The following is a 22,744-nucleotide window of genomic DNA, read 5'->3' on the forward strand; positions in this document are numbered from 1 at the left end:
CCCTACACCCCACACCCTACACCCTACACCCTACACCCTACACCCTACACCCTACACCCCAATCAGCGATCGCTGGATAAGAAAAAATTAAAAACCGATCGCCTAGGGGATCGGTTTTACTAAAAATTATAAACTTTTATTAACTTTGTTTGCTGAGAAACTGTTGAGCTTGTCTAATAGCGGCAGCGCCGATATTGAAGAAAGCCCAGCCACCAGCAATAAGCAAAGGGGTTAAAACGATTAACACTCTCCAGTCCATAGATTTCCTTCTCCTCGGTCAGTGCTTAAAAGATTGTTACTTGATTCTCATTTTATATTTATACCCTAAACCGCCCCTTTTGGGAATCCAGTATCAGTACCTTTTCCCCCATGAACGAGGGCAAGTTTAGCATAACGCTCGGCGTGTTCAATCAACTCTTGAGCCTCCTGTGACGACACTTCCCGGACGCGTTTAGCGGGAATACCCACCACTAAAGATCGCGGTGGTATATCTTTTGTCACAATACTACCCGCCCCGACAATACTACCCGCCCCGACGCGCACACCATCGAGAATCACTGCCCCAATGCCGATTAAACAACCGCGTTCAATATGGGCTGCGTGAATTACCGCCCGATGCCCGATGGTAACGTAATCTTCAAGGATAGTAATTTTGCCTGGATCTCCGTGTAGGATCGCCCCATCTTGGATATTAGTATAGGACCCAATTTCGATGCGTTCCACGTCGGCACGCAATACCGCCCCATACCAAACACTCACCCCCACAGCTAGGGAAATATCGCCTATTACCGTGGCATTAGGGGCGATAAAAGCCGCTTGACTGACATCGACAATCGGCCAGAAATTAGAAGTTGATCTTAAGTTATCTAAAGACATGGGAGGATCTGCACTAAAGTCGAAAGAGAATACCCGTCCAATTTGGTTGGGTATAATATATATAGGATTATTGGTACAAAGATAACAATTTTTAGTTTAGGTTCTTCCATGATCAATGCAAGTTTACAATACCCTGTTTTTGGCCCCGATATCCATTGTCCTCACTGTCGGCAGCTAATCCCCGCCCTCACTTTGACGGATACCTATTTGTGTCCGCGCCATGGGGCTTTTGAAGCCGATCCCAAAACGGGTGAGTTGGTTCACTTGCAGTCAGGACGGCATTGGCGACTCTGGAATGGTGAGTGGTATCGTCAACACACTCACCCGGATGGTATTCGTTTTGAGATTCACGAAGCACTCGATCGCCTCTATACCCAAGGATTTAAAGCGACTAAAGTAATTATTGCCAACCGTTATCGCGATTTAGTTAGTTCCTACCTAGAACGTAACACCACTTGGCGCGGTAATGAACCGGGTGAAGCCGCTATTCCCCGTCTCTACGGTTTACCAGTAGAATTTAGTCCCGATGCCCCCGATGAACCCTGTTGGGATGTAATTAACTTTGATCTGGAAAAAGAACCGGGGGTTCCCAAACGTTATCCCTATTTTCGTCTTTTTGACTGATTACTGATCACTGAAAATGCACCATGCTTCTATTCGGACGGCTAATATCCATCGGGCGATCGCTTTTTACCAACTTCTCGGTTTTACCCTAGAGGAAAGATTCACTACGGGTTATACTTTGGCCTGTTGGCTCATCGGGTTAAACGGACGCATCGAATTAATCCAAATTCCCCAACCGAAACCCGCACCCGATGCCTTTGGTGATCAGCATTATGTGGGTTATTATCACTTGTCTTTTGACCTAACAGAAAATGTCAGCAATTTACCAGAATGGTTAGAAAAATTAACAAATAACTTTCAGCAAGCCCATCAAGAGGATGCCAATTTATATCAACCTTTAAATATTCTTTTGCCCCCCCAACAACAGATGATCGGCGATCATGTCTATGAAGTCACCTTTATTGCCGATACAGACGGTTTACCCTTGGAATTTATCCGTCGTTTAACCTAAAAAGATTGTCCCACTTCTAGGACTTTTGTTTGGCCATTGCGAGACAAAATAACCTGTTGATTGCCAACTTCCACTAAAGTCCAACCGTTGACAAATTCCCCCGGAGAAATACGGGTAGTTATGCCCTTATTATCAAATAAAGCTGTAGATCGATCGCCTAAATCCATCACCCCCACCAGGGTATTTTTCACCTGATTATTGGTAGGAATAACCGCTGCCACCGGCGGTTTCACCTCGGGGGCAGCCGGTAATGGTGGTGCAGCAATGTCGGGACTTGAGGGTGTAACTGGGACAAGTTTGGCAGTAGTTTCAGGGGTTTGGGGATAAACAGGAACGTAAATTCTTTCTATGATCTGGGGAGTATTATTAACCGGTAAATTAGCGGGTGGTGCTGGTAGAACTGGCACTACTGGAGAAGGGTTATTTTTGGCAGCAGGATTGGGATCGGGGGATGAAGTTTGACTTTGGCGATCAATAATAGCAAGGGATGATTGCAGATAGGCAATAAATTTTTTATCTTCCTGGGAAATCGTGCCATTTTGAGAGATGGGGGCATTTTTTTGACTGATTAGCCATGCCACCACCCAACCTAGATAGATGCAAGCAATAACAAAAATAACTTTATCTAGGGGCATTCTGGGATTTTCTTCATAGCCCGCCGGCATATTTGTTTCACTCCTTGATCGATGCTGTAGTTTCGATTCTAACAGGATAACACTCATTTATTCTACCTCAATTTTCCTTTTTAACTCAGTGACGGATTTTGTTCACAATGTAGGGGCGAACTGCGTTCGCCCAAAAGGTACATTATCAAAGCGCAAGTCCCTAACCTGTTGGCGGCTGTTTGTAAGTGTGAGTTAGGTGTAGCAGCTTCTTAAAAGTTGCCAAACATTAATCAAGTCAAGGAGAATTTATTCTCAATTTTTATAATTGATAAAGTTTGTGATGCTTAAATAAAGATGTTTTGACAACCAAATTAAAGCATATCTAAAGAGTTTTGAGTTAAAAGCAAAACTTCAGGTTTTCATTCAGAAGAAATGTACTAACTAATTTTCCAAAAAAAAAATTAGTTAACCTATAATTATGACATATAATTAATTCGCAAGAGTTCTAATGTAAAAAACCTATACCTATGAGGGAGATGGGAGATGGGAGAGAAGAATAAATAAAAATAATCTCCTGAATACTGACTCGGAGAATACAGCTTTCTTTTGCCTTTGGCCTTTTTACTTGCTATAAAGTAGGTTTATTGAAAAAGTGGAGGGAATCATCATCCTATGGCGATAATGGCAAAATCATTTAGACAAAGACTGGCAGAGATTTTCGGGTTTGACCTGCGATCGCTGGCTTTATTTCGCATTGCCTTGGCGTTAGTGGTTTTAGTCGATTTATCAGTTCGTTTTAGCCAAGTAACTGCCCATTACAGCGAATTAGGGGTTTTACCTCTAGGAAGCTTATCAAAAGTCTCTGCTAGTCCTTTTTACTGGTCTATTTTTGCTCTCAGTGACTCGGTGCTGGTGCAGAGTATCCTGTTTATTGTCGCTATAGCGATCGCATTATTGCTCTTAATTGGCTATCATACCCGTTTAGCCACGATCGCCACTTGGGCGCTAATCGTCTCTTTACATCATCGCAACCCCCTGTTACTATTTGCCGCCGATGACGTAATCCGGGCAGTATTATTCTGGGCGATGTTTTTACCCCTCGGTGCCTGTTATTCCGTGGAAAGTGCCTTAAACACCAATCCCAACCCCTTACCCAAGCGCGTAGTTTCGGCTGCCACGGTGGCTTTTATGATACAGGTGTGTTACATCTATATGTGGTCAGCGGCCTTTAAAACCAAAAGTGAGACTTGGTGGCCCGATGGTACGGCCGTTTATTACTCTCTCAGTTACGATCAATACGGTACTGCTTTTGCTGGTTTCTTACTATCTTTACCGCAACAATTACTAAAAATCCTGACCTTTTCAGCGTTAATCTTTGAATGGGTGGGTCCACTGCTAATTTTTATTCCCTTTCGCAATAGTTTCTTTAAAATAGTCGCTATTCTCTCGTTTATTCTTTTACATATCGGTTTTGCTCTCAGTTTTCATCTGGGAATTTTCCCGTTTTTGAGTGTCACCCATTGGTTGCCGATCATACCTAGTCTTGTCTGGGATTGGGGACAAAAACGGATGATAACCCCAGAAAGAGAAGGTTTAAGGATTAATTACGATCGAGATTGTGGATTTTGCAAAAAAGTTGTTCATCTTCTCCGCACTTTTCTCATTTTACCTGGCACTCCCCTGTTAGTCGCGCAAGATAACCCCTCAATATACGAGGATATGGTAGCCCAAAATTCTTGGGTAGTGGAAGATTGGCAGGGAAAACGCTGGTTTAAATGGTCAGCATTGGTTTATATTGTCAGTCTTTCGCCGATTTTCTGGTTTTTAGCCCCAATTTTGCGTTTACCGCCCCTCATGACCCTAGGAACGAGAATTTATGAGTGGATTGCCTCCCATCGTCGTTTTATGGGCAATTTCACTAAACCTCTCAAGTTTTGTCCCCTGACGATTAAATCCTCTTTACCCTTAAATATTTTGGTAATTTTCTTCTTATTGTTGACCAGTATCTGGAATTTACGCAGTTTTGTCCGGCAATCGGTCGATAGGGGTGATTTAAATACACCTTTAGTTCAATCCCTCGATCGCTTGCTCACCCGTCGTACTTTTAATACAATTGATATTCTGGCAAGAGTTACCCGTTTAGACCAATATTGGAGTATTTTTGCCCCTGGTCCTCCCCGAGATGATGCTTGGTTTGTGGCAGTCAGTCAATTAGTCGATGGTTCCACGGTAGATTTATTTAGAGAAGGACAGCCGGTAATTTGGGATAAACCCACGGATAGCGATCGCAATCGTTTGTATAAAACCATGCAGTGGCGACAATATTTTATTAATCTTAATCGAGCTATCGGTCGGTCAGTTTATGGAGAGTTTGGTCATTATCTCTGTCAAAACTGGAATCAGCAGCACGGTAGTGATCAACAGATTAAATCCCTGCAACTTTATATTATGCGGGAAAGGACTGTACCCCCCGGAGAAAAACAAGGAATCGAAAAAGAGCTACTCTGGCAGCAAAACTGTCTTTAATCAGTTATCAGTTAAGTAGCTGGTTATAATTAAATTAAAAATGGATTTTAGGTTCGATCCCCCCTGCCCCCCTTGATAAGGGGGGTGCCGATAGGCGGGGGGATCCACCTTGATAAGGGGGCATCTGATAATTTTTAACGCCTACCTACTTATCAGTTATCAGTTATCAGTCAGATAAAAGTTATATGGCTAACTAATGCAATAAAAGACAACTAAAAATGGACAACTGATAGCTGATTACTGATTGCCTCTTTTTCCCTTTCAAACTAACTACCGCTCAACTTTAAAAATCGCTGAAACCGCTCTGGAGACTAGCGAGGGATTTTTCAAAATTCATTCTCTGTTCAGCATTGCGGAGAAAGTAACCACTCATCATTGCCGAGGCCAATAACCGGCCCAGATGTTCGCGACTGGTACTGATAGTGACACCGAAATGTTCGGAAGGAAGGTTGCCCAAAAGTCCGATAATGTTGCGTTCCATCACTTGAAAAACCTCTTGGGATTCTGGTTTCGAGAGTTGGGCGATTGTTTCGGGACTTAAGGTCTGGACATACTGCCACAAACTCTCGGAAAATTCACTATCGGTACCGAATAAATTGTGAGGGCGATCGTTTTCTCTATACACCTTTGATCTCCTTAACTCAATTTTTTTATAAACTATCCTTTTGGTTCTTCCAATTTAACAGTTTTTTGAGATAGTGGCAGTCGGTAGAACCGAACCTGAAGGGGATGGTCATACCAAGCAAAAAACCCATCTCCAGCACAAATCAAAAACTTAACACTGATGATAACCGATCACTGTTCACTGATAACTTTTATTTACCCATACCTAAATGCTGGGCCTTTTGATAGACTTTACCCTCCGTCAGCAGCGAGGGGGCAATCACCACTTCCACCTGTTGCATTTCCTTTAAGTTCTTAGCACCTAAAGTCCCCATACTGGTTTTCAGCGCCCCTAGGAGGTTATGAGTACCATCATCTAATTTTGCTGGTCCTACGAGGATTTCGGCAATAGTTCCCGTACTGCCCACACTAATCCTGGTTCCCCGGGGTAGAACCGGACTAGGTGTGGCCATACCCCAGTGAAAACCGCGGCCGGGGGCCTCCACGGACCGGGCAATGGGAGAACCAATCATCACCGCATCGGCGCCACAGGCGATACATTTGCAGATATCACCGCCGGTAATAATGCCGCCATCGGCAATAACGGGGACGTATTTACCGGTTTCTCGGAAAAAATCGTCCCTAGCGGCGGCACAATCGGCCACAGCAGTGGCCTGGGGAACTCCCACTCCTAAAACGCCGCGAGAAGTACAGGCAGCCCCCGGACCGATACCGACTAAAACCCCGGCTGCCCCGGTTTTCATCAGGTTAAGGGCGACTTCGTAGGTGACGCAATTGCCCAAAACCACGGGAATGGGCATTTCTTGGCACAATTGCACTAAATCGAGGGGGGTGATAGCTTCCGGGGATAAATGGGCAGTGGAAACGACGGTTGCTTGGACAAAGAGAATATCGGCCGCTGCTTGGGCAACAATAGCACCGTATTTGACGGCACCGGCAGGGGTGAGGCTAACTGCCGCAATACCGCCTTTTTCTTGAATTTCTTGGATACGAAGCTCGATTAGTTGCGGTTTAATCGGTTCTGCGTAGAGTTCCTGCATTAAACCGACGAATTCTGCTTTGCCGACTGCGGTAATGCGATCAAGAATCGGGTTAGGATCCTCGTAACGAGTTTGAATACCTTCGAGGTTTAGTACCCCTAGCGCCCCCAACTCGGAGAGAAGGACGGCCATTTTAGTATCCACCACCCCATCCATAGCGCTGGCGATAATCGGGATTTCCCGCTCGATATTGCCGAGAGACCAACGGGTATCGGCTAAACTAGGATCGAGGGTTCGCACTCCGGGTACAAGTGCGATTTCATCGATACCGTAAGCTCTACGGGCTGTTTTGCCCCGACCAATAATTGTATCCACGTTTCTATACTATTTCAGACCTATTTAGCCTAGACTAGCAAATTTCGCACCATCTCGAAAAGCTTTTCGGTATTATGGCAAACTAGGCATCGGGAAAATAATCGCCACAGTCGATCGCTTGTTCGGTGTTGGCGCTCCTGGGTTGTACACTACATTTGAGGCGATAATCGTTGGTAAAGTAGCGGCAGTGGGAGCAAGGGATAGAGTGCATCCGTCGGGCAACTTGCCAACTATCGCGCACGGCACTGGTTAAAGACCAGCAAACTAAAGCGATAATGGCAGCGGCGATTGAAAAACGTAAAATAATCCAGATTTCCATGGCGAACAACTAAAATTACCTGATTTGAATAGGAATCAACCGAGGCAATCGGCAGATGGTTAGATACTGAACAGTTTACTTAGGGTTTGCTGAAAAAGCTTTTCCTGGGGGCAGGGTGTGGGGTGTGGGGTGTGGGGTGTGGGGTTTTACCCATTTTCAGGGGGTCAATTACCTAATTTTCAGGGAAAAAGTACCTGAATTTTCCCCCCAATCACTCCAAAGGTCGGCACTTTTTGAGGGAAAACAAGTCTAAAAACCCTATCCAACAAGGTTTTTAGATTTATTCAGCCAACCCTACTGACATCCAGACTAACCGTTAGCAATCACCAGACTTTTAAGAACATTTTCGGTCATGGCCGCTATTTGATCCAATTGTTCCTGATGGCGTTTTGCCTGTTTTTTGGCTTCTACCTTGCGTTTCAGGGCTTCCCGGGCTAAATCATCGCGATTTCTGCTTAAAGCTTCGATCGCTACTCGATTCCATGTTTCTGCTTCTTGAATGGCTTTTTTGTACTGGGGTTGAATTTCATCCCAACTCACCTTAAGATTGCTTAAAGCCCCTTTTAATAGGGTTTGGGCATTGTTGGGGTCGGCTCCGATGAGGGATTTTTTCAGAGGTTCGTAGAGTCCCACCGCTTGTAAATGGGTAATAATCGGGATAAATTCTTCTATCTGTTGACTTTTGCTAATACCGGTCTTACACCAAGTGGCAAAATGTTCGCAGTTGTTAAAAAGAAGATTATATTTCTGCTCCCCCAGACGACTTAGCGCCCTTTCTACCACCACATCGGGGATAAAGGAAAATCCCACCTCTACATGGCGCACCACATAGATTTTACCGCCCCTAGCAAAAGTTTCTAGGGAAGTTCGTTCCACAATCTCGCTCGGTTTTCGGTAATGAATGACGCTACCATCACCGCAATCGATGCCATGATGGGCATAAACACCCTGAAGATTGAGCAATTCCCGATAGGCGTATATTTGATCCCCTCTAGCCATATTTTTTTAGTGATAAAGTAAACAAGGAGATTGTCTATTGACCCAGTTTTTCTAGTTATTACTCTTATATTTTAGAGATTATGGATGCTTTTAGTCCCTTTCCCCCTGACTGGACAGAGAATGCTGTTCACGCCTACAATTTTTGTTGTCCTTACTGTGGGGCAAAAGCTAAAGAAGCTCAGGCCGTTTGGATCAATCGCCGCGCTCCCGTTTTAGGAGAAGATTCTCGACGTAAATGGCAGGAATTCTATCATTGTCAATGCGATCGAGTTTGGTGGGTCTGGAGTAGTGATCGACCTGCGGAAAATAAGTAATTCTCAATCGGGAATCGAAAATATGGCCGATGTCTATGTTTCTTGGGATGAATACCATCGTCTGATCGAAAAATTAGCGGTAAAAATCGATCGTTCTGGTTGGCAATTTGCTCAGATTGTCTGTTTAGCTAAGGGAGGATTGCGCGTCGGTGACATTCTCTGTCGTCTTTTTCGTCAACCCCTAGCCATTCTCTATGCTGCTTCCTACGGGGGGCAAAATCATCAAATTCGGGGAGAATTAACTATTTCCTCGAATTTAGCCATGATCGAGTCCCAATTAAAGAGTCCCCTGTTATTAGTGGATGATTTAGTCGATTCGGGAATCACTCTCCAAAAAACCTCGATTTTGTTACGGGAAAAATACGGGATTACCAATATCAAAACTGCGGTGATCTGGTACAAAGCGGCATCAAGAATCAAACCTGACTATTATGTGGAATATTACCCCGATAATCCTTGGATTCATCAACCCTTCGAGCGTTACGAGTTAATTACACCCAAAGACCTCCTAAGCTGAGACGTATTTAAACCACTTATTCTTAGATTAGCCGAAGCTGAAAAAGTAGAGGCGAAGCATTCGGATAAAAAATCTACGGTTTCAGTAATAGGTTATGCCCGAATGCTTCGCCCCTACAGTAGGCGATCGCCGCTCAAGATGCAAGGTTGTTGAGCCACTAGCTTGAAAATCTTGCAGCTGCTTCGCCAAATAGGCCCCCAAACCTCTTACCTCGTCTATATTTCACATTTATTCAGCAAAACCTAGTTAGTATTCTTGTATTACATTGGGGGGAAAACTCAGAAAAATTGCTAGAATATTAGCCTGATTAATTAATTTTCCCCTCGATCGAGTATGACTTTCTCCTCAGCCGCAGACTTTCAAGATGAATTTGATGTCATCGTCGTCGGGGCGGGCCATTCCGGCTGTGAAGCGGCCCTAGCTTGCGCCCGTCTCGGTTGTCGTACCCTTCTCCTCACCCTTAATCTCGATAAAATCGCTTGGCAACCCTGTAACCCCGCCGTCGGTGGTCCGGCTAAATCCCAATTAACCCACGAAGTGGACGCTTTAGGCGGCGAAATTGGCAAAATGGCCGACCGCACCTATCTGCAAAAACGGGTTCTTAATGCCTCTCGCGGACCGGCAGTCTGGGCCCTACGCGCCCAAACCGATAAACGGGAATACGCGGCGGTGATGAAAGGTATCGTCGAAACCCAAGCAAATCTGGTTATTCGGGAAGGCATGGCCACAGACCTGATTTTAGGGGCAAATGAGCAAGTTTTAGGGGTAGAAACCTATTTCGGCACTTGTTTCGCCGCTAAAGCCGTCATTTTAACCACTGGCACTTTTTTAGGCGGTAAAATCTGGATTGGCGGCAAGTCTATGGCCGCCGGACGGGCGGGCGAATTTGCGGCGGTGGGTTTAACAGAAACCCTAAATCGTCTCGGATTCGAGACCGGTCGCCTAAAAACTGGCACTCCTGCCCGTGTGGATAAGCGTTCGGTGGATTACTCCCGCATGGAACCGCAACCGCCCGATGACGAGGTACGTTGGTTTAGTTTTGATCCAGAGGTGTGGATCGAACGGGAACAAATGAACTGTCATCTCACCCGCACCACGGCGGCCACTCATCAATTAATCAGAGATAATTTACATTTATCCCCCATTTATGGCGGTTTTATTGACTCCAAAGGACCGCGTTATTGTCCTAGTATTGAGGATAAAATCGTCCGTTTTGCCGATAAAGAAAGTCATCAAATTTTTATTGAACCGGAAGGGCGCGATATTCCCGAACTTTATATCCAAGGCTTTTCAACGGGACTGCCGGAAAATGTTCAATTAGCAATGCTGCGGACTTTACCCGGTTTAGAAAACTGTGTAATGTTGCGGGCTGCCTATGCAGTGGAATACGATTATTTACCGGCAACTCAGTGTTATCCAACCCTGATGACGAAGAAGATTGAGGGGTTATTTTGTGCGGGACAAATTAACGGGACAACCGGTTATGAAGAAGCGGCGGCCCAAGGACTGGTGGCGGGGATTAATGCGGCCCGGTTTGCTTTAGGAAAAGAGTTAATTGTTTTTCCCCGGGAGGAAAGTTATCTAGGAACTTTGGTCGATGATTTGTGTACTAAGGATCTGCGGGAACCCTATCGAATGTTAACCAGTCGTTCCGAATATCGCTTAGTATTGCGATCGGATAATGCCGATCAAAGATTAACACCTTTAGGGCGAGAAATTGGTTTAATTGATGACCGGCGTTGGCAATTATTCCAAACGAAACAGACTAATATTATCGCTGAAAAAGAACGCCTACACGAAACCAGAATTAAAGAACGGGATCAGGTGGCAATTGCCATCGTTAAGGATACGGAACAAAAAATTAAAGGTTCTCTCTCTTTAGCGGATTTACTGCGTCGTCCTAGCTTCCATTATCTCGATCTTGATCGCTATGGTTTAGGTAATCCTGATATAAATTTAGCCGAAAGAGAAGGGGTAGAAATTGAGATTAAATATTCCGGTTATTTAAAGCGACAACAAAATCAAATCGACCAAATTAGTCGCCACAGTAACCGTCATTTATCCCCCGATATTGACTACATGAAAATCGAAACTTTGTCAATGGAATCCCGGGAAAAATTAACAAAAATTAAACCCGCCACCATCGGCCAAGCCTCGCGAATTGGCGGAGTCAATCCTGCTGATATTAACGCTTTATTAGTGTATTTAGAAATACGGCAGATGTCAGCAGTTAAAAGTTAGGAAATAATCCTGATTATCAGCGATCAAGAGTTCTTATCGGCTGCCTAATTAGCAGCCCCAATCAAAATAAATGACCGATTACTCCTGACAAAAGAAAAACCTTTACTTGTGACAAGGTCAAAGAATTTTGTGGACATCAAGAGTTGAGTCAGAAACTAGGAGAAGATTTTTATTTTGCCACTCCTGATCATTCTTAGGAGAGGGGATTAAACGAGCATACTAATATTGCCAACGGACAGAAGGCGATCAAAAACCGACTAATTACCTTGGAAAACGGACAGAAGAATTTAGAGTTAGGGCAGTCGGAAATTAAAGGCGATATCTGAACCCTAGACGGAAAGATAGAGGGTCTAAGCTGCAAGCAGCTCGAGTTAAAGTTATGGCGAACGCGGCGGGGAAAACCACCGATCTCGCCGAAAAAGTCGGAGAATTGAAAAACCGGAAACAGATCGGGATAGTGGTGATCACCGCTTTGATCAGTTCGGTCTAGTCCTAGGTTTTAAAAGTTACCCAAAAAGACAGGCAATAATTATCCCCAAAATACTCTGGGGAGTAACCTAAATAACCAACCTTAAAAAAACTCTCTGCTAAACTTGAGTCAGTAGATGCACCCTGATGAAAAAGGAGAGTCAAAGAAAGCTCTCCTTTTTTTTTGTTGAGAAAGCAATCTGGGGGATTTAGCCGCGGTTAGCAGGTAGTTTCGCCTTGCGTGCCATGTCTTTGAAACCATTCAAACTTGGACCGGGGCGACGGCGAGACAGACTAGGAGTAATCAAGTATTTTGTCGCAAATTCCACCTCTTGCGGCTCTACTTTACCGTTAGTAGCGGCTACGGGTGCCGGTGCGCTCACAGGAGCGGCGGGAGTTTCTTTTACTTGCTTTTCTTTCTTGATAGAAGTTTTTTGGGCTTTTTTCTCGGCTACAGGGGCGGCAGCAGACTCCACAGCAGCGGCGGGCGCTTCCACAACAGGGGCGGCTGCTGCCGTGGTTGCTGTCGCTTTTTGTTCACCATCAGTTTCTTTTAGTTCTAGGTAAAAGTCAGATTTTTTGCCACCAAAGAGATTTTTTAACATCGGGGATCACTCCGAGAGTTGGGAAAATGTAAAAGACTAGGTATTTAAAAATTTATCATTGACCGGGATCAGGCAGCAAACAAGATTATTCTCTTGACAATTTCTCTGCTTCATCTATTTTTCTTTGGATAATCTCTATCAGAAAAAGTGTTTTAAAACAAGTTAAATTTACAAAAATTTACAAAAATCTAGAACGAGAAACCCCGACGCAAACAAGGGCAAAAACTGCTAGAGACGTTGCTGACAACGTCTCTAGATTATTGATTGGGGATTTGGTCGGATTTAGCTGGCTGCAGGTACACGGCTGCCGCTAACTCCGGGGACAGGACCACGACGAATGTTGGTTTCCGCTTCGATGGGAACGAATTCAATATGATTGAGGAGGGTAGTAACGAAAGCAAAGAGTAAAAAAGGCAAAGAGAGGACGACGACTAACCCCACGGTAGCGAGGGCGAAAATTTGTCTAGTGCTACTCCAAAGAGCTAGAGTGGAAGCGAGAGTAAGAAAAATAACGATTAACCAAACGATTATTTGTCCGTAAATATCTCCAAAGGTGAGAGTGCAAACCATGCGATAGTTACGAAAATCCTTATCCATAACAGTAAACCCGTAGATAGTCAGTTATTATCTCAGGGTAAGTCTAGAATCGTCACCTTGGTCAGTATTTAAAGGTTTTTATAAACACTTGTTGATAAATCTTTACAATTACGCCCCGAGCGGGTAGCCAAATCTAGAAGTAAGAGCGGTATTGTTTGGTTGCTCTCCTAAGAATTGATAAGAATTGATAAGAATTGCTAAGAATTAGCAAAAAACTTGCCAAAATTTTGGCGAACGCTCTTTACAATTAAGTTAGAAAGGCAAGGAGGAGCAAGCCTAATGAAAACTTTTGTTGAGCGTTATCGGTCTTGGTTTAATTGGACAACCCTAGCCATGGTTGTTCTTGGTTTCTGGTTAAGTGCCAGTTTCGTCATAGATTTAATCATTATCCCCAGCTTATCCGTAGCTGGCATGATGACACAAAATGGCTTTGCCAGTGCCGGTTACTTGCTATTTGGCATTTTTAACCATCTGGAATTAGTTTGTGCGGCGATTGTGCTGTGTAGCTTTGTTGTCTTCCACCGCTATCATACCTTAATCCATCTCCCCGAACATCGATCGCTTCTATTCGCCGGTGTTCTCTTAGTAATCACCCTAATTTACACCTATTTTCTCACTCCCAATCTGAGCGCTATGGGTTTACTGGCCCCCGTTACCGCGTCGGGAATGTCGGGAGAAATGATGTCTTTGCAGATTGGTTATTGGTTTCTAGAAGTGGTTAAAGGTTTGATAGCTTTTACCCTGTTGCGCTGGTGTTGGCGAGATGCCTTTAAGTTGGCTTAGTTTTTGATTAAAAGCGGGGTTCAACCCGCTTTTTTTAGTTCTAGCAATATAATCCGCCTATTGGATTCCTGAACAGAGACGCAGCACAATCATCGAAGCCAAGAATAGAGGTCGTAAGGGACTTGCGCTTTGATAATGTACCTTTTGGGCGAACGCAGTTCGCCCCTACATTGTGGAGAAAATCCGTTACTGTAGGGGCGCAAAGCTTGCGCCCTCCGCTCGATTGGGATATTATTCTCACGCAAGTCCCTAAATTTTTTACACTTCATTTAGGCAGACTGGGGCCAAAAAGAATCAAGGAAATTTTTCAACCATAGTTGCAGTAAGGACGATAGAAGGAGGTGAATTGACAATTGCAGACACCAGTAAAGGAAAGATGGTTCTTCTCGTTTCTGTAGGGAGAATTTTCTTTCCAGAAAGATAGTCTTCAAAGCCTTGCCTAGCAAGACTCACACCAATGATAAGCAATGATTATCATACAGAGACCGCAACTTTGATAATTTGCTATCTAAGAATAAATCAGTTACAATTCTTGCAAATTAATTTCGTCTGTGAGGAAAGCTGGAAGTGTTGTTAAAAAAAGCCAAAAGAAACAGCCAGATGAGACACATATTTTCTGGAGGAATTTTCATCACATCCTGTGTGGGGACAGCCATACTTTGCGATGGGGTGAAGGCCCTTCCTTCCCCCTTAGACATTGACGCTGCTTCTATTCGGGTATCCCAGGAAAAAATTACCATTAATTCCCCCGTAGAATTAGAGATTACAGAAAGAATTATTACAACCAATTCCTTCTCGACAACAGAGGGATTAGCCGACAGTAATCTGCCCTTATCCTTAGAAAATAAACTAGAGAAATCTTCCCTCGATACTCTAGCAACAGAAAAGACTGGGACAATTTCAACCCTAGAAGAATGGAAGGCGAATCTAGGGACAACGCAAGCGAGTCAGCTTTTACCAGCAGGGGGTAATAACTCGCCAGAAGTCAAAAAATGGCAAGCGCAAGCATCCACCCCCGTTGATACCAATGTTTCTCCCGAATTGCAGCGTTTACGTCAAGAGTTTCTGATTGAGGAACCGAAAACCCTTTCTGCGAAACTGGCGGAATTTGTGGTTGCTCCTAGTGCCAGTATTTCTATTCCCATCGGTTTTGGAGCGAATTTTGGGCAGATTTTCGGTGGTTTCGCTTTCCAGTCGAGAACCCGTTTTACCAATCAAGCAGATGGTGGGTTAGCCCTAGGGGTCGGTTTAGGAGAACCCCAGAAAATTGTCGGTTTGGATGTAACTATGGCGATTTTGAGCCTTTTTGGTGATAATGCCGGACGGGGTAGTTTTAGCTTTAAAATTCACCGTTCTCTGCCAGAAGGTTTTGCTGTCGCCCTAGGATTTGAAAATGCTATTAACTGGGGTGGGACAGATGCCGGTAGCAGTATCTACGGGGTGGTGAGCAAATTTTTTCAGTTCACAGAAACAACGAAAGAACCCTTTAGTCAATTGACGCTCTCTTTGGGTGTTGGTGGTGGTCGTTTTCGCTCGGAAGGAGCCATCGAAGATGGGGTAAATTCCCTCGGTGTCTTTGCTAGTGCTGGTTTAAGAATTGTTGAACCGGTCTCGGCCATTGTCGAATGGTCGGGTCAAGATTTAAACGCAGGTATTTCCCTGATTCCTTTCCAGAACATCCCCTTGACGGTTAACCTTGCCGGTGCTGATTTAACGGGCAATGCCGGGAACGGCGCTCGCTTCGTCATGAGTATCGGCTACAATTACTTTTTCCCCCGTTAGTCAGTTTTTAGATTGTCTAATTTAGCTTTTTGAATGAGGATTAAGACCATGTTGATGAAATGGTTGACTAATTGGCAAGTTTCCCTAGTGGCGGCGGTTTTGCTGACCAATGCCCTAGTCTCTCCCGTTATGGCGCAAACCGGCAACCAATCCGATGCCACTGGGCCAATTCTTTCCACCGGTGATTTTGCCGGTCAAACTTTCCCCCGCACCAGGACGGTAACGGGATTTCAGGGGGGAGAACCGGCTCAAATCGCTGTTAATCAGGCGGCTGCTTCTCTGAATATTCTGTTAGCTGATAATAATTTAACCTCCCCCACGGGTACCCCGATTCCCCCAGCCATTCAGCAATTGCTACTGAGCATCTTAACAGGGGATGCACAGGCGGGTAATAATATCAATGCTGTCACCGCCGCTCTTTACTCAGCCCCCGGCGCACCGCCATTAAATGTTATTCAAGACTTATTGGCCAGCTTAGAGAAACTGACCAAAGATAAGAAGGTAGTTCCAGCTAAATTGCTGGCGGCGGTGCGGGCCTATAATGCGATGATTTTAGCCAGTAACGAAGAGTTTCTCCGCAATCCTCCCGCAGAACTACGAGCAATTCAAGCATTCTTAGCTAAATTGGTGCAACCCACTATTAGCTAACCGCATTTTCCCTACTGACTTGAAAGAGGGTGTGGGGTGTGGGGTGTGGGGTGTAGGGAAGGAAACCTCTTTCATCTGTGGGGGTGAAAATTTTTTCATCGGGACTGACTTCACCATAGTCTCCTTGGATTAGAGGGCTGTGGTGAAGGCTCCACGGTGGGCGCGGTGGTTGGCTGTGAGGGAGTTACAGGAGGGGTATTTCTTCCCCCTAAAGATTCTTGGAGCTTGTCGCGCAGTTTTTTGGCGGTATCGGAGTTAGGATTAATTTTGAGAGCTTGTTCGTAGGCGGCCAGCGCCTCTTGGGGGCGTTTCCAGTAGGTCAAGACCAGACCTTTCCCGTACCAAGCTTGATAGAGTTGAGCATCGAGTTGCAAGGCTTTTTCATAGGCGGCATAGGCGAGGGCTAATTGTCCTAACCGCCACATTTTATTGCCTTGATTAAGCCAGTTTAGGGGATTAGTATCGTTATTATTGGGAACTTCAAAAGCCTTGTATAATTCATCACCAATTTCTTGCAAAGATAAGGCATTGGGGGGCGAACTTTCGACATTTATCTGCCCTTGAATGCCAGACTGGGGTGCTAATTTCAAAAAAGTAGTGATGGGAATAGCGAGACTAAAGCCAATTGGCACGGGAACCTTTTCGATTTTTTCGGCTTCATTTTGTCCGTGAACCGCGATGACTCGTCCATTTATATCTAACACTGGACCGCCACTCATGCCCCCATAGGTGACACTGGTATAAACTATCTCATACCCCAACTCTGGGGGAAATATTTTCAGCAAGGATGTAATGTATTTGGGCAGCACTTTCCCCACATTGAACAATCGTTTCCGCTTGCCGATAAATTTCGGGTCGGGCCATCCAGAAGCAAAAATAAATTGTTCGTCAGCTACTTGATAGTTAGCCAAGGTCGCTAACTGATAATTTTGGTCGCTCTGAAACTGCACGAGAGCTAGATCTACTCCGGGTAATTTTTTGATGCTATTGTAATCGAGCGGATATTGCTTGCCATCCCAGGTAATAATTTTAAGTTGATCGTAATAGAACTTGCAGGCATCTCTAGCATCTTTACAGATTACATGACTAGCAGTAAGAACAGTATAAACCCTTCCTTCTTTGGCAATAATTGATCCAGAGCCATTAGAAGTAATTTTCCCATTCGCCCCCTCTTCTTCTGAGGGGATTAAAACGGTAATCTTTTCAGCAGTTTTTTCTATCTGCTCAGTTGTTGATGCCTTAGCAATCTGAGGAGAAACCACAAACACCGCTATACTAACTAGGGCGGCGGAAATTTTCAAGAAATTGTTGCTCATTCTGGTTTAAAAATACAGTTGAGTGGAATTTACCAGAGTGGTGTGGGAGCGGGATTCTTTTCTCTTGGGGTTGACGAGGATGGAGAAGGAAAATCTTCCGAGAAAGTGGGTTCTCTATGGGTGGGAAGCGATGGGGGTGACACTGCGGGCCGTTGCCGACTGGAAGCAGATGGAGAAGATGACCCCGATTTTAAAAAAGTCCTGATAGGAATCGCCCAACTTAATCGACTCATTTGTTCCCACAGTGCCGGTGAAGTCACTGTTCCATCAGCAAAAACGTAGGATTTACCCCAGAGGGGATAAGCATGAATGCCGTTAATACCAATAACTTTACCTTGCCGATTCAGCAGCGGTCCGCCACTCATGCCATTTTTAATCTTATTGGTGTAGCCGATTTGGTAGCCCCCCGAAAAGGATTTATCACTCAAAAGCGACACTTTACCCAGGGTGAAGGTAAATCCTTGTTCGGTCGGGCGATCGCCATCGTAGGGAAAGCCAGCGGCGAAAACTTCATCTCCGATAGCGAGATCATCAACATTAGCCAAATCAGCAATAGAATAAACTTGGCTACTGCGAAAAGAAACTAAGCCTAAATCATAATCATTCAAGCGAACTGTTCTGACCAACTCCCCCCGATGTATCTTGCCGTCAGGGGTTTGTATTTGCCAACCCCGATAGCGATACCGCCCTAAAACATGGTCATTCGTGAGGACTTTGTAGGAAGCACCCTGCTTTTCAACTAAAATGCCCGAACCCCAGCCTTGCCCTGATAACACCTTAACAGTAATTGCTCTGGCTAACTGACGCAGCTGTTGTTCTGAAAGTTGCTGAGAGCTATGGGCATTGGCCTGGTTAGGTTCCAGAGCAGGAGCATAGCTTTGGACAGCAAGCAAAGGTGTGGACAGTCCCAATAATAAACTGCCCGCACCAGCCAAAATTCTTTTTATAGGCCGACTCACTTGATTACTATGCTCCTATCTATAGAACTAGAAAAGTTTACCAAACAGAACCGCCTGATGGTTTTTGGGGGGGTTGTTCGGGAGAAGTCTCCGGCAGTGGAGAGGGGGACGAACCGGTGGCAGGATTTGTTTCCACGGGAGCATTTTCTAGGAATTTATTGAAATAGACAATGACAGAATCCGATGAGCTTTCAAACAAAGGATCGGTTCCGGAACCCTCCCGGAGGTCGAATAGCTGTTGGATTTTCTGGGTTGCGTCTTCCCCTCTCTTGAGGGTAAATAATAGGTTACTGCTATTTGCCCGTTCTCGTCCATGACTAGGGGAATAGATGACCGGCAGACCATTGAGATAGCCAGTGGTAATAATATCAATTCCTCTAGGTCGAGCGTCAAGGGTATTGAATCGTTTAGTTACTTCTAGACACCGTTGCCGGGGAGTGTAACCAGAACCGCTAGAATAACGAGAAACCCAACGAATCACAGCTTTGCGTTCATTAGGGCGGACTTTGACATAGGTTGTGGGAACTCCCACATGGGGGCCTGTGACTGGTAAAAGACACTCGAATCTGGCTTGAGCTTGGCTCGGTGATTGTAAGGTCAAGGCAGGTCCTACACCAATCAGAGCAATAGTCAGAGTTTTTGTCAAAGTTTGTAATTTCATTGTCCTTATTCTAATCCTGCAAAGGGACTCTACTATACACTTCAAAGGTAGCTATTATCTCTCCGCAAAACCAACAAAAGCAAGGCTTTTGCAACAATTCTTATTTTTTGGGATTACCCTTTCTTCAAACTCCTTTAAGAGAGCAATCAGATGAGTTCGTTTACCCCAAAGCAGACCAAACTTCTAACTTACTGACCACGCGACGAATCACCTCATCGGTAAACTCAATCATGGTCATTTGGCCCCCTAAATCGGGGGTTTTTTTGCCCTCGTGAATAGTTTCAAAGACACTTTCATAAATTGCCCTGGAAGCTTTACGCGCTTCGTTAGTTTCGATATAACCTAACAAAGCTGCCGAGGCTAAAATCATCGCCATGGGATTAGCGATATTTTTGCCCTCTAAAGCGGGGGCTGTGCCGTGGGGAGCTTCTGCCATAATGGTTTTAACTGCTAAGGTCTCCTCATCAAATCCCAAAACTAAACTTTCGGCCCCAGCAATACTGCCATAGAGTTGCAAGACAAAATCGGATAATAAATCGCCATCGCGATTAAGTGCTGGAATCACCAAAGCTTCGCCGTCGGTTTGTAAAAGTAGAGCAAAAGTTGCGTCAATTAACAGGGGTTGATAACGCACTTCCGGATGTCTTCGGGCCGCCGCGTCTAATTCCTCTTTAAACATCCCTTCGTAGGTGGCACTAACGGTGAATTTTGGTCCGCCAAATACCCGCGCCCCGGTTTTTTTGGCCTGTTGAAAGGTAAACTCGGCCACAGCGCGACTGGTAGCCCTAGAAATGCGCGAGGTGCGATAGGCAATTTCATCGCCGGTGGCAGTGGTTTCTCGCCATTCTTTGGCCCCGTAGGCATCATCAACGGCCATGCGGACAATGGCAATGGGAGAATAAACGCCCCCAATCGGACGAATGCCGGGGATACGGCGACCGATGCGGAGAATTACCTGAGAATTCATTGCTTCTCTTAAAATAGCGTTGGGACTGCCCACATCTCCTTTAATTTCTGGGGTAATGGTGGCAGCTTTGAGTGCTAATCCGGTTTTTAGAGTCGCTTCGGCGGCCTCATGAACCACTTGATTGTTACTCTGGCGACGCTGGGCTAAACTAAGATCAAAATCGGCAAAGTTAAGCGGTTGACGAATTATCGAAGGTTGTAATACTCTCAGGGCTTCTAGTAATAGTTCTTCTCCAGTTTGGTCGCCGTGCATGACCACAATGGTGGGGATATTTTCTGTCATAGTTTTTGAGTTTTAATAAAAATTTTCAAGTATATGTTAATGCTGAATTGGCTGGTTAATCGGCTAAAAAAGATACTTTTTACCTTAATTAATTCTGTAATTTTATCAATCTTGTAGAAAAAGATATATAATAACAAATCTGGTTATTAAAAACCGATTATTTATTCTCCCTTTTGCCTTTTGCCCCCCTTGATAAGGGGGGTTTGATCCCCCCTGCCCCCCTTGATAAGGGGGGTTTGATCCCCCCTGCCCCCTTGATAAGGGGGGATCCCCCCTTAATCCCCCCTTTGATAAGGGGGGTGCCGATAGGCGGGGGGATCTACCCTTAATAAGGGGGGTATCTGAAAGTTTTTAACACCTAGCCACTTAGAAGAAAATATATAATTAATATTATGCCCGATCGCTAATTAAATTAGCAATCGGGCGGTGGTGAGAATTAATTAACCCAAGATTTAGAAAGCTTGTTCAACTTCGGCAATTTCGGGAATCACTTCCCGGAGACGACGTTCGATGCCCATTTTTAGGGTCATGGTGGAACTGGGACAGGAACCGCAAGCGCCTTGAAGACGCAGTTTGACGACTGGCCCGTCGATTTCGACTAATTCCACGTTACCACCATCCGCCATCAGGTAGGGGCGCATTTCATCTAAAACTTGTTCGACGTTATTGGGAGTCAGTGTTAAAGACATAATCAGCTTCTGGTCAGAGATTTATGAGAGTGTAAGTAAGTGGTTTCAATTAAATTGAAGATAGATTTTGTCTTTGATCCCCCCTGCCCCCCTTGATAAGGGGGGTTTGATCCCCCCTGCCCCCCTTGATAAGGGGGGTGCCGATAGGCGGGGGGATCTACCCTTGATAAGGAGGGTTTGATCCCCCCTGCCCCCCTTGATAAGGGGGGTGCCGATAGGCGGGGGGATCCGACAATTTTTAACACCCACCTACTTAGTTACTTCAATCCTAACGCTTTTTGGGCGGGAATAACCCTTAAGATTCTAAAAGCTGTAGATTGATAAAAGTAAATTCTGTGGTGGATTTTTCGCCACCGACATCGATTGCGTTAATCACTTGACAGGAGGGTAAATAATAATTACCGATTTTTTCGTAGGTTTCCTTAAAGTCACGTTTTCCCTTTAATTCATCGGTTTTGGCATTGCGGAAAATGGCATTATAGCGAATAGAAATATAACCTTCTCCCGTATCGAGACTTTCCTCGGTATTAATAGTAAAAGCCATCGGTCCCATGACTCGACTGACTTGACAGATTTCCTGGCCGCGGACTTTATAATTAGACCCCATCGCATCGCCGGTGACAAGAATTTCTACTGCACCGGTGGGATCATCTTGCCCGAAATTAAACTGGTTTTTGCCGTGGGAAACCTCAAAATTGCCTCTTTTACGGTGAGTAACGATGTCGCGCATTTGATTATAGATACTTTCTTGCACTTTCTCGTCATCAATGCCCGTTACTTCCACACTATAATCGGCATTAACTTGAATTTTGCCCGTATGGACTTCCTCCCCTTGGGTGAGGATAATATCAGCAGTGTAACCGGGGAATCCTTCATCCCAAGTGTAACGGTTTTCGTAGGCGGAGCGGAAAATATCTCGGGCGTTCGTCGTGGCTACAGTCATAATCGCTTTACTTGTGTTGATAACTCCATTTATATCATTGTCGCTGATTTTTTCGCCTCTGGCCGAGATTTCTAGAAAACTAGATGAATTCCACAGCTTAGGGAAAAGTCAGTTAGAATGGGTCAATGACCAGTCCCTTGCTCGATTGCCATAAATCTAAATAAGCAAAAAATAAACATGAGCAATTATGACAAAATTAAGTCCAAAAGTGACCGCAATTATTCGTTCTGGTGAACAACAAGGATATGTAGGTGAAGGCGTGGAAATTTCGATTGTCACCCAGGGAAATACCTTAGATGAGGTGGTTAATAATCTCCAAGAAGCCATTTTACTGCATTTAGAGGGAGAAGACCCCAGGGAGTTCGGTCTAGTTGCCAAACCTTCTCTACAGATTATATTTGAGTTACAGCCAGAATATGCCTAAGCTGAAACAACTATCCGGCAAAGACATTATGCTGTTCTTAATTTAAATTGCTTGTTGAGACGAGGTAAGAGGCAACCCCCCTCCGACATTGGGGTAGGGTTGATTCATGAATCAACCCTACTATTAATCAACCCTACTATTAATCAACCCTACTATTAATCAACCCTAC

General features: G+C 44.8%; 25 protein-coding genes and 1 pseudogene. 11 read left to right on the forward strand and 15 right to left on the reverse strand.

What is annotated here, in order from left to right; all coding sequences use genetic code 11:
* Positions 1-139 precede the first annotated feature (139 nt).
* The gene (locus PN470_RS08055; protein WP_002737284.1) at positions 140-259 is read right to left on the reverse strand and encodes a photosystem II protein Y; all 120 of its coding nucleotides are present in this window, start codon (positions 257-259) and stop codon (positions 140-142) included.
* 65 nt (positions 260-324) lie between these two features.
* Entirely contained in the window at positions 325-876 is a 552-nt protein-coding gene (locus PN470_RS08060; RefSeq protein ID WP_002753087.1) for a gamma carbonic anhydrase family protein, read from the reverse strand.
* A gap of 108 nt (positions 877-984) precedes the next feature.
* Between PN470_RS08060 and PN470_RS08065 the strand changes: the two genes are divergently transcribed.
* Together PN470_RS08065 and PN470_RS08070 are read left to right on the forward strand one after the other, a co-directional pair.
* Entirely contained in the window at positions 985-1,500 is a 516-nt protein-coding gene (locus PN470_RS08065) for a TIGR02652 family protein (RefSeq protein WP_002737231.1), read from the forward strand.
* A 16-nt stretch (positions 1,501-1,516) separates the two neighbouring features.
* A complete protein-coding gene (locus PN470_RS08070; RefSeq protein ID WP_002736212.1) occupies positions 1,517-1,951 on the forward strand; it encodes a VOC family protein in 435 nt (144 codons plus the stop codon).
* Here the strand turns inward: PN470_RS08070 and PN470_RS08075 are convergent.
* Positions 1,948-2,616, reverse strand: a complete 669-nt coding sequence (locus tag PN470_RS08075) for a hypothetical protein (protein ID WP_043998465.1) — start codon at positions 2,614-2,616, stop codon at positions 1,948-1,950. The two genes, PN470_RS08070 and PN470_RS08075, sit on opposite strands and share 4 nt — an antisense overlap.
* Positions 2,617-3,228: 612 nt before the next feature.
* Here PN470_RS08075 and PN470_RS08080 point away from each other — a divergent pair.
* The gene (locus PN470_RS08080) at positions 3,229-5,082 is read left to right on the forward strand and encodes a DCC1-like thiol-disulfide oxidoreductase family protein (RefSeq protein ID WP_271938768.1); all 1,854 of its coding nucleotides are present in this window, start codon (positions 3,229-3,231) and stop codon (positions 5,080-5,082) included.
* A gap of 283 nt (positions 5,083-5,365) precedes the next feature.
* On the opposite strand, the gene PN470_RS08085 is transcribed toward PN470_RS08080, so the two are convergent.
* From PN470_RS08085 to PN470_RS08100, 4 genes are all read right to left on the reverse strand, one after another.
* A complete protein-coding gene (locus tag PN470_RS08085) occupies positions 5,366-5,707 on the reverse strand; it encodes a DUF760 domain-containing protein (protein WP_103112090.1) in 342 nt (113 codons plus the stop codon).
* Positions 5,708-5,897: 190 nt separating this feature from the next.
* Entirely contained in the window at positions 5,898-7,061 is a 1,164-nt protein-coding gene (locus tag PN470_RS08090; protein ID WP_002747415.1) for a GuaB3 family IMP dehydrogenase-related protein, read from the reverse strand.
* A gap of 82 nt (positions 7,062-7,143) precedes the next feature.
* Complete coding sequence (locus PN470_RS08095) at positions 7,144-7,380, reverse strand: hypothetical protein (RefSeq protein WP_016514875.1); 237 nt, start codon at positions 7,378-7,380, stop codon at positions 7,144-7,146.
* A gap of 309 nt (positions 7,381-7,689) precedes the next feature.
* Positions 7,690-8,379 (reverse strand): lecithin retinol acyltransferase family protein, encoded by a 690-nt coding sequence (locus PN470_RS08100; protein WP_012267801.1) that lies wholly within the window; start codon positions 8,377-8,379, stop codon positions 7,690-7,692.
* 80 nt (positions 8,380-8,459) lie between these two features.
* Between PN470_RS08100 and PN470_RS08105 the strand changes: the two genes are divergently transcribed.
* The 4 genes and pseudogenes from PN470_RS08105 to PN470_RS08120 all read left to right on the forward strand — a co-directional run.
* A complete protein-coding gene (locus PN470_RS08105; RefSeq protein WP_103112089.1) occupies positions 8,460-8,693 on the forward strand; it encodes a hypothetical protein in 234 nt (77 codons plus the stop codon).
* Positions 8,694-8,715: 22 nt separating this feature from the next.
* Entirely contained in the window at positions 8,716-9,210 is a 495-nt protein-coding gene (locus PN470_RS08110) for a phosphoribosyltransferase (protein ID WP_103112088.1), read from the forward strand.
* 333 nt (positions 9,211-9,543) lie between these two features.
* Positions 9,544-11,451 carry a tRNA uridine-5-carboxymethylaminomethyl(34) synthesis enzyme MnmG gene (mnmG, locus tag PN470_RS08115; RefSeq protein WP_272104260.1) on the forward strand — a complete coding sequence of 636 codons (1,908 nt, stop codon included), beginning with the start codon at positions 9,544-9,546 and terminating at the stop codon, positions 11,449-11,451.
* Between the two features lie 77 nt (positions 11,452-11,528).
* A pseudogene (locus PN470_RS08120) lies at positions 11,529-11,645 on the forward strand (IS30 family transposase); the annotation flags it as partial.
* A 483-nt stretch (positions 11,646-12,128) separates the two neighbouring features.
* Here the strand turns inward: PN470_RS08120 and PN470_RS08125 are convergent.
* Together PN470_RS08125 and PN470_RS08130 are read right to left on the reverse strand one after the other, a co-directional pair.
* Positions 12,129-12,524, reverse strand: a complete 396-nt coding sequence (locus tag PN470_RS08125) for a hypothetical protein (RefSeq protein WP_002753101.1) — start codon at positions 12,522-12,524, stop codon at positions 12,129-12,131.
* Positions 12,525-12,806: 282 nt separating this feature from the next.
* Positions 12,807-13,121, reverse strand: a complete 315-nt coding sequence (locus tag PN470_RS08130; protein ID WP_002735918.1) for a hypothetical protein — start codon at positions 13,119-13,121, stop codon at positions 12,807-12,809.
* 279 nt (positions 13,122-13,400) lie between these two features.
* On the opposite strand from PN470_RS08130, the gene PN470_RS08135 reads away from it, so the two are divergent.
* The 3 genes from PN470_RS08135 to PN470_RS08145 all read left to right on the forward strand — a co-directional run bounded on the left by PN470_RS08135 (position 13,401) and on the right by PN470_RS08145 (position 16,334).
* The gene (locus PN470_RS08135) at positions 13,401-13,904 is read left to right on the forward strand and encodes a hypothetical protein (protein ID WP_002735260.1); all 504 of its coding nucleotides are present in this window, start codon (positions 13,401-13,403) and stop codon (positions 13,902-13,904) included.
* Between the two features lie 567 nt (positions 13,905-14,471).
* Entirely contained in the window at positions 14,472-15,686 is a 1,215-nt protein-coding gene (locus PN470_RS08140) for a hypothetical protein (protein WP_103112086.1), read from the forward strand.
* 48 nt (positions 15,687-15,734) lie between these two features.
* Positions 15,735-16,334, forward strand: coding sequence for a hypothetical protein (locus PN470_RS08145; RefSeq protein ID WP_103112085.1), 600 nt, complete (start codon positions 15,735-15,737; stop codon positions 16,332-16,334).
* Positions 16,335-16,444: 110 nt separating this feature from the next.
* On the opposite strand, the gene PN470_RS08150 is transcribed toward PN470_RS08145, so the two are convergent.
* The 6 genes from PN470_RS08150 to PN470_RS08175 form a co-directional block, all read right to left on the reverse strand.
* Complete coding sequence (locus PN470_RS08150) at positions 16,445-17,650, reverse strand: tetratricopeptide repeat-containing S1 family peptidase (RefSeq protein WP_271935341.1); 1,206 nt, start codon at positions 17,648-17,650, stop codon at positions 16,445-16,447.
* Between the two features lie 29 nt (positions 17,651-17,679).
* Positions 17,680-18,609 (reverse strand): S1 family peptidase, encoded by a 930-nt coding sequence (locus tag PN470_RS08155; RefSeq protein ID WP_271935339.1) that lies wholly within the window; start codon positions 18,607-18,609, stop codon positions 17,680-17,682.
* 37 nt (positions 18,610-18,646) lie between these two features.
* A complete protein-coding gene (locus PN470_RS08160) occupies positions 18,647-19,270 on the reverse strand; it encodes a COP23 domain-containing protein (protein ID WP_271935337.1) in 624 nt (207 codons plus the stop codon).
* 160 nt (positions 19,271-19,430) lie between these two features.
* The gene (locus tag PN470_RS08165; RefSeq protein ID WP_271935336.1) at positions 19,431-20,519 is read right to left on the reverse strand and encodes an isocitrate/isopropylmalate family dehydrogenase; all 1,089 of its coding nucleotides are present in this window, start codon (positions 20,517-20,519) and stop codon (positions 19,431-19,433) included.
* Between the two features lie 452 nt (positions 20,520-20,971).
* Positions 20,972-21,208: a NifU family protein gene (locus tag PN470_RS08170; RefSeq protein WP_002735229.1), complete on the reverse strand. Its 237-nt coding sequence runs from the start codon at positions 21,206-21,208 to the stop codon at positions 20,972-20,974.
* A 295-nt stretch (positions 21,209-21,503) separates the two neighbouring features.
* Positions 21,504-22,151 carry a DUF3386 domain-containing protein gene (locus PN470_RS08175; protein ID WP_272104265.1) on the reverse strand — a complete coding sequence of 216 codons (648 nt, stop codon included), beginning with the start codon at positions 22,149-22,151 and terminating at the stop codon, positions 21,504-21,506.
* 187 nt (positions 22,152-22,338) lie between these two features.
* Here PN470_RS08175 and PN470_RS08180 point away from each other — a divergent pair, with 187 nt between their 5' ends.
* A complete protein-coding gene (locus PN470_RS08180) occupies positions 22,339-22,575 on the forward strand; it encodes a type II toxin-antitoxin system HicB family antitoxin (protein WP_272104268.1) in 237 nt (78 codons plus the stop codon).
* The last annotated feature ends 169 nt before the right edge of the window (positions 22,576-22,744 follow it).

The sequence above is a fragment of the Microcystis sp. CS-574 genome (assembly GCF_028329095.1).
In the GTDB taxonomy this organism is placed as follows: Bacteria; Cyanobacteriota; Cyanobacteriia; order Cyanobacteriales; family Microcystaceae; genus Microcystis; species Microcystis ichthyoblabe_A.